Source organism: Pseudomonas sp. PICF141, assembly GCF_002286815.1.
Lineage (GTDB): Bacteria > Pseudomonadota > Gammaproteobacteria > Pseudomonadales > Pseudomonadaceae > Aquipseudomonas.
In genome coordinates this window covers 21642-28772 of record NZ_MUNM01000008.1, presented here as the reverse complement: position 1 = coordinate 28772, position 7131 = coordinate 21642, and the positions used below count along the sequence as shown (strand labels likewise).

Below are 7131 nucleotides of genomic sequence, written 5' to 3'. Positions count from 1 at the left end.
TCGCCCAGGGCAGAGGCGTGGCCTGGCCTAAAGCAGGCACTTTCAACGCGCAGCAGTCGATTCAAGTCACGACCGCTGAGGAGTGGGCCCGGGCAAATCTGGCAACCTCTTCAGCACAAGTGCAGTAGCCGAACGAGCGTATCCGCGCAGGGAGTTGACCTACTGAATAGCTCCTCAGTCTGGTAAAGGGCGCTGATAACCGAAGCAAAAACGCGGGGTACGGGTTTGGTAATCCTAGACGTCCGAATCTTTATCTTTACCGCGCCATCTGCCGAGGTCTGAGGCGCTCCAAAGCCACCAACTATTGGTTTTTCTCAGCGCGGATTGCGAACCACAGCGCGTTAATCAAACACTTGCCATGATTGGGGATTCTGAAGGTGTGTTCGTAGGACGCTTACGTCTGCGTGAGGACAGAGACGTTGCGGGAGGTGGGAGGGTAGGTTGCGTTCATGCCCATAGCTAACCTGCGGTATGAAGTGGCGTCCATGGAGAGGTCGATCCTTCGGGCCAATGGGCCCGGCTAGTCTATAAGCTCGAGAGCTACTCACTCAGGCGTCATGAGCACCGCTAACGTCTTATTGATGAACTCTTCGTTCTCGCTGATCGTCGCCAACGCGCCGCGCATAGGTGGTCTCGATCACCTTGAGTCTTGGCGGCATGGTGCGTTCCCTGCTAAAGAATGGTGCTCTACAGGTATCGGTAAGATTCTGTGATTTCAACCGCTGTGCAGGACTTGGCTGAGACAATTCATGACAGCGAAACGCTATTTAAAAATTGTTATGTGAACTCAAAAAGTAGGAAGCGTGAGGTCATTTCTCCCATTGTTCGAGCAGTATTGAGACGAATTTTTCCGCTGCCGGAGATAGTGAAGCGCCTCTCCGGTAAACCAGTCCCAACGATCGGTTAACTATCGGCTCTATCAAAGGGACGCTTACCAATGTTGGATGATCCACAGCAGGCATTGCGAGGCTCGGCATTGCCGAGACACCTAATCCCGCTTCTACCAGACCCAGCGATGTAGACAGGTGTTGAACCTCATAGAACCACTGTGGACGCCAGCTCAAGCCGGACAAAGCGTGGTCAAGCAGCATGCGGTTACCGCTCAGGCGACCGACTCCGATAAGGCGGTAATTGCTCAGTTCAGACCAGGTGACCGAGCTGCGTTTAGCCAACTCGTGATCGCGCCGACAAGCTAAAACAAAAGGCTCGTTAACCAACGGCACGAACTCTATGTCTGGGTGCTGGCCGCTCATCATGTTGATGCCAAAGTCAGCTTCGCCACGCAGAACAGCCTCCAGCCCTTCATTCGCACTGAGATCAAGCAAGCGAATGCGGATTTGTGGATAGCGCTCGTTGTAGAGGCGAATTACCGAAGGGAGGAAGTAGAAGGCTGCGGTGGGGATACAGGCAAGGGTTACACGGCCGCTCTGCCGCTCCGCCAGCTCTCGGATGTTAAGTATTGAGTCGTCGAAGTCATCCAGTAAGCGTCGCGCCTTGGGCAGGAAGTCTCGCCCAACGCTGGTGAGGCTTACCCTTCTTGTCGTGCGATCCAGAAGCGCGGTTCCCAATCCCTCTTCAAGCTTTTTCATTCTCCGACTTAATGCGGGTTGAGATAGATGCAATGCATCGGCAGCTTCATGGAAGCTTCCAAGTTCTGCGATCTTCACGAAAGATCGGATGTCATTGAGCTCATAATTCACTTTTTTCGTCTCACAATTCGAGAGGGGTAAAGCCCGGTCAGCCTAAATCCATCATTCGTAAAACGCAATAATCAGGCTGATATTTGCATTGGAAACAATTTTTAAAGCCTGCGACTCTTGCTCACAAGACATCAATTACTCCGATTGATCAACAAGAGTCAGTATTCATGCAACGAATTCCCTGTGTGCTAATGCGCGGTGGTACTTCCAAAGGCCCAGTGTTCCTCGCCTGGGATCTACCTGTTGCGATCGAAGACCGTGACGAACTGCTGCTCAACGTTATGGGTTCTGGCCATGAGCTGGAAATTGACGGTATCGGTGGCGGTAGCCCGCAAACCAGCAAGGTGGCGATCGTTAGCCCATCGCTGCATCCTGAGGCGGATGTCGACTATCTGTTTGTCCAAGTCATGGTTTCCCAACGTCGAGTCGACACCGCGCCTAATTGCGGCAACATGCTTTGCGCCGTTGGCCCGTTCGCCATCGAGCAGGGGCTGGTAAAAGCTTCCAAAGACCTGACCCGCGTGCGTATTCGTAACCTCAATACGGGGACGTTTGTGAACGCCGAGGTACAGACGCCCGGTGGGAAGGTCAGCTATGAAGGTGACACCGCCATTGATGGCGTGCCGGGTACCGCCGCTCCTGTGCAACTGACCTTTCTGGATGCTGCGGGCAGCAAGACCGGCAAACTTTTCCCTACTGGGCAAACGCAGGATTTGATCGACGGTATTCCAGTAACCTGCATCGACATGGCGATGCCGATGATGATCGTCGAAGCCGGCCAACTGGGTAAGCGCGGCGATGAAAGTCCTGCGGAACTGGATGCCGACAAAGAGTTCCTGCGTCGCCTGGAGTCCTTGCGACTGCAAGCCGGCTTGGTAATGGGCCTGGGTGACGTCAGCGACAAAGTGATTCCCAAGCCAGTACTGGTGTCACCGGCCAAGGCTGGCGGCACAATCCAGGTGCGCTACTTCATGCCACACAACTGCCATCGGGCCTTGGCGATCACCGGTTCCATCGGCCTTGCCACCGCTTGTGTCACTGAAGGCAGTGTCGTCGCGCAATTGCTCGGCGGGATTAGCGAGCCGCGCATGAAGCAAGTACGCATTGAACATCCAAGTGGCGGGATAGATGTCGTATTGTCCTACACCGGCGCTCGTGCTGAGACAATTCGTGCCTCAGTGGTGCGTACATCGCGCAGGCTGTTCTCCGGCTTTGTCTACGCCACGGATTCCCAACGACTTGCCGGATAATTTCCCCTGGTCATTGCCGTTCTTGCATCAGCACAATTCTAAAAATGGGTGATGCCATGAAAGTTGTAAAATCGCTCTACTTCCAGATTCTCCTCGCCGTGCTGTTGGGTGTGCTGGTCGGGCATTTTTGGTCGCAACAGGCCATTGCCTTGAAACCGCTTGGTGACGCCTTCATCAAGTTGATCAAGATGATGATCGCTCCGGTGGTGTTCTGCACAATCGTCACCGGTATCGCGGGCATGAGCGACAAACGCTCCCTCGGGCGTCTGTTGAGCAAGACCATGCTGCTGTTCCTGGCGCTGACCGTGATCAGCTTGATTATCGGCCTAGTGGCGGTCTACTTGTTCAAACCAGGTGTGGGCATGAACATTGACCCAACCCAGCTGAGCACCAAGGGACTGTCGCAATACACCGATTCCGCCGCGAAGCTGGGAGTGGTCGAGTTTTTCATGCACATCATCCCGGACACTTTCATCGGCGCTTTCAATAAGGGTGAAGTGCTGCCGGTGTTGTTCATCGCGGTGCTTTGCGGTTTCGCACTGTCGGCCATCGGCGAGCGTGGCAAGCCGGTACTGGATGTACTGGAATCCGCCTCGCACATGGTGTTCAAGATTTTCTCCTATCTGATGCGCTTCGCTCCGATCGGCGCTTTTGGCGCGTTGGCATTCACCGTAGGCCAGTACGGTATTACATCGTTGGGCTCGCTGGCCAAGCTAATCATGACCTTGTACGTAGCCTGTGGCTTCTTCGTCTTTGTGGTGCTGGGGAGCATTTGCCGGGCAAATGGCTTCAGTCTCTGGAAGTTGCTGCGCTACTTCCGCGAAGAGTTCCTGGTGGTGCTCGGGACTTCCTCCACCGAGCCGGTGATGCCGCGGATGTTGGAAAAGCTGCAAGCCCTTGGTTGCAAAAAAGGTGTGGTGGGGTTGGTGCTGCCAACGGGGTACTCGTTCAACCTCGACGGTACGGCAATCTACCTATCGCTGGCAGCGGTATTCATTGCTCAGGCCTGCAACATCGAGCTAAGCCTGACACAGACCGTGACCATGCTGGCCATCATGCTGTTGTCCTCGAAGGGTGCCGCAGGTGTGACCGGAGCCGGGTTTGTCGCGCTGGCGTCGACACTGACTGTGATCCATGACATTCCCTTGGCCGGCCTTGCACTGCTGATCGGTATCGACCGCTTCATGTCGGAAGCCCGGGCCTTGACCAGTCTGGCAAGCAACGCCGTGGCTACAGTGGTGATGTCCATCTCGGAGAACGCTTGTGATCGCGAGACACTGATGCGGACTCTTGACGGCGAACCGTCGCCCGCCCTGGCACAAACCCAGAGTGAAAACTGGGATGGTCGCAAGGTCACGGAACACGTCTGACCGGACACGCCTGAAACACCCAACAAACATTTCATTCAACTCCCCGCCAGGCACGGCTGATCGTACCGTCTGGCGGGTTCGAGGTCGTGCGCCTGCGCATCGGCCACGCTACTAATAAGAACAAGAGAACTGACCTATGCTCGCATTTCTTGGTTTGGCCATGGTGGTGGTTTTTACCTATCTGATAATGTCGAAACGCCTATCGCCGATTGTCGCCCTGACGGTGGTGCCGATTGTGTTTGCGGTGATTGGCGGTTTTGGCGGTACTACGGGCAAGATGATGCTCGACGGCCTGAAGATGGTTGCGCCTTCGGCTGCGCTTCTACTGTTCGCCATTCTGTTCTTCGGCCTGATGATTGATGCCGGGTTGTTCGACCCGTTGATTCGTAAAATCCTCAAGCGTGTAAACGGCGATCCGATGAAAATCGCTATCGGCACCGCGCTGCTGTCACTGCTGGTCGCCCTCGACGGCGACGGCACAACCACCTACATGATCACCTGCGCGGCAATGCTGCCGTTGTACAAGCGTATCGGCATGAACCCGATGATTCTGGCGACCATCGCCATGTTGTCCTTGAGCATCATGAGCGGCATGACCCCATGGGGCGGGCCCGCTACAAGGGCGATCGCGGCACTGGGTCTGGATGCCGGCGAGTACTTCGTGCCCTTGCTGCCGACCATGATCGGCGGCGCGATGTGGGTGGTGTTCACCGCTTTGCTCCTGGGCCGTGCCGAGCGTAAGCGCATCGGTAATGTGCAGCTACAGAGCGGTGGCGGTAATTGCTACATCGACGCGATCCTGGGTGATGCCCCGTACAAACGGCCTAAACTTGCATACGTGAACCTGTTGCTGGTGATCGCGGTCATGGTCGCGCTGGTAATGGGGATCATGCACTCGGCGATCCTGTTCCTGATCGGCTTTGTCCTGGCACTGATGATCAACTACCCGCAACTGGATATTCAGAAAGAACGCATTCTCGCCCATTCCGGTAATGCAATGACGGTGGTGCTGCTGGTGTTTGCCGCCGGTATCTTTGCCGGGATCTTTTCGGGCACCAAGATGGTCGACTCCCTGGCGCAAACGCTAGTGGACTGGATTCCGCCATCCTGGGGACACCTGTTCCCACTGGTGGTGGCGATCACCAGCATGCCGTTGACCTTTGTCCTGTCCAACGATGCTTACTACTTTGGTGTGGTACCGATCCTGGCCAACGCGGCCGCAGCCTATGGCATTGACCCGGTGGAAATCGCCCGCGCGTCGATTCTCGGTCAGCCAGTACACCTGATGAGTCCGTTGGTAGCCTCAACCCTGTTGCTGGTGGGTATGGTCGATCGTGATATCGGCGATTTCCAGAAAGCCACCGTCAAATGGGCGGTACTCACTTCATTAGTAGTCACCGCGCTAGCCCTGCTGACCGGGGCGATCAGTCTCTTCTCCTGATTCACCCCAAGCATCTGTTTTCTCATGACACGTCTCGCTTGCGAGGCGTGCGCTGTTCTGCACTCCAAATAACAACAATGAGTAGTTTGCCAATGACCACTTTGTATACCCAACGGGCGCTGTTTTCACTTCTTGGTTTGTTGCCGCTGGCCAGTGCCAGTGCAGAAGGCTTTATCGACGACAGCAAGCTCAAGCTGCAATTGCGCAACGTCTATTTCAATGAGAATTTCCGTGACGAGCATGGCATGAGTGCCAAATCAGCAAGGACGGCGAAGAGCGAACGAGCCGAGTGGGCCCAGGGGTTTCTGTTGGATTACCAGTCGGGATTTACACCTGGCACTATCGGGTTTGGTGTTGATGCCCTTGGCCTGCTCGGGGTCAAGCTCGACTCCGGCCGTGGCCGCAGCGGCACTGGCTTATTGCCGGTGCATGATGACGGTCGTGCGACTGACGAATTCGCAAGTATGGGTATGACTGCCAAAGCCCAACTGGCCAAGACCACGTTCAAATACGGCACCTTGCTACCCAAGACTCCAGTGCTGATCTATAACGACGCGCGTCTTTTGCCGCAAACGTACCAAGGCACTCAGATCAGTAGCGTCGACATCGAAAACCTCACCCTCACCGGGGGCTACCTGGATCGATTCAAACTGCGAGATTCCAGCGACAGCATGCCGATTGTGCCCGACGGTTACGGCGGAGATAAATCAGGCGACTTCAGCTATGCAGGCGCCGAGTACAAGCTGGGAAAGAGCGTTCGTTTGAGTTATTTCTACGGCGAACTGGAAAACTTTTACCGACAGAATTTCGCAGGTATCCAGCACGATCTACCCTTGGGCGGCGGTGTGCTGACCAGTGACTTGCGCTACTTCAACAGTGTCGATAACGGCTCAGCCTTCGGTGGCAAGATCGACAACAACATGCTGAGCGGGCAATTGTCCTACGCCATTTCCGGCCATACCTTCGGTGGCGGATATCAGACCCTCAGTGGCGACGCCAGTTTGCCCTATATCAGCGGTGCAACGGTTTACTCGTTCAGCAACGCCGGTATAGGCAAGTTCATCGAGGAGGACGAGAAGACATGGATGCTCAACTACGGCTACAACTTTGTTGCTCTGGGCGTACCGGGCCTGACGTTTTCCGCCCGGTATCTGAGCGGCAACGACGGTAAGTCCGACACCTCGGTCAAGGAGTGGGAACGTGATGCCGAACTGGCTTACGTCGTGCAACAAGGCACCTTCAAGGGGCTGGGTGTGCGGTTGCGTAACTACGTTTACCGCTCTGATTATTCCCGTGGCCGAGATAGCAATCGAATCTACTTTACCTACGACATCGCCCTCTGGTGATCCCCTGATTGCGGCCTCGCGATT

Annotated in this window: 5 protein-coding genes and 1 pseudogene; 5 read left to right on the top strand and 1 reads right to left on the bottom strand. The window is 55.4% G+C overall.

From position 1 onward, the window contains the following. Nucleotides 1-128: pseudogene (locus BZL43_RS28415) on the top strand (aromatic alcohol reductase); the annotation flags it as partial. A 681-nt stretch (nucleotides 129-809) separates the two neighbouring features. On the opposite strand, the gene BZL43_RS00225 reads toward BZL43_RS28415, so the two are convergent. Continuing rightward, nucleotides 810-1700 carry a LysR family transcriptional regulator gene (locus BZL43_RS00225; protein ID WP_095630469.1) on the bottom strand — a complete coding sequence of 297 codons (891 nt, stop codon included), beginning with the start codon at nucleotides 1698-1700 and terminating at the stop codon, nucleotides 810-812. A 167-nt stretch (nucleotides 1701-1867) separates the two neighbouring features. Here BZL43_RS00225 and BZL43_RS00220 point away from each other — a divergent pair, with 167 nt between their 5' ends. The 4 genes from BZL43_RS00220 to BZL43_RS00205 all read left to right on the top strand — a co-directional run bounded on the left by BZL43_RS00220 (nucleotide 1868) and on the right by BZL43_RS00205 (nucleotide 7107). After that, nucleotides 1868-2950 (top strand): 4-oxalomesaconate tautomerase, encoded by a 1083-nt coding sequence (locus BZL43_RS00220; RefSeq protein ID WP_095630468.1) that lies wholly within the window; start codon nucleotides 1868-1870, stop codon nucleotides 2948-2950. A 44-nt stretch (nucleotides 2951-2994) separates the two neighbouring features. Beyond that, on the top strand, nucleotides 2995-4320 hold the full coding sequence (dctA, locus tag BZL43_RS00215) for a C4-dicarboxylate transporter DctA (RefSeq protein ID WP_095630467.1): 1326 nt from the start codon (nucleotides 2995-2997) through the stop codon (nucleotides 4318-4320). Between the two features lie 136 nt (nucleotides 4321-4456). Continuing rightward, the gene (locus BZL43_RS00210; protein WP_095630466.1) at nucleotides 4457-5761 is read left to right on the top strand and encodes a CitMHS family transporter; all 1305 of its coding nucleotides are present in this window, start codon (nucleotides 4457-4459) and stop codon (nucleotides 5759-5761) included. Between the two features lie 92 nt (nucleotides 5762-5853). Next, nucleotides 5854-7107 carry an OprD family porin gene (locus tag BZL43_RS00205; protein WP_095630465.1) on the top strand — a complete coding sequence of 418 codons (1254 nt, stop codon included), beginning with the start codon at nucleotides 5854-5856 and terminating at the stop codon, nucleotides 7105-7107. Nucleotides 7108-7131 lie beyond the last annotated feature (24 nt).

Bases quoted from the DNA above. Each gene is read 5' to 3' on its own strand.
- BZL43_RS00220 (WP_095630468.1), top strand. From the start codon at position 1,868: ATGCAACGAATTCCCTGTGTGCTAATGCGCGGTGGTACTTCCAAAGGC.
- dctA (WP_095630467.1), top strand. From the start codon at position 2,995: ATGGGTGATGCCATGAAAGTTGTAAAATCGCTCTACTTCCAGATTCTC.
- BZL43_RS00210 (WP_095630466.1), top strand. From the start codon at position 4,457: ATGCTCGCATTTCTTGGTTTGGCCATGGTGGTGGTTTTTACCTATCTG.
- BZL43_RS00205 (WP_095630465.1), top strand. From the start codon at position 5,854: ATGACCACTTTGTATACCCAACGGGCGCTGTTTTCACTTCTTGGTTTG.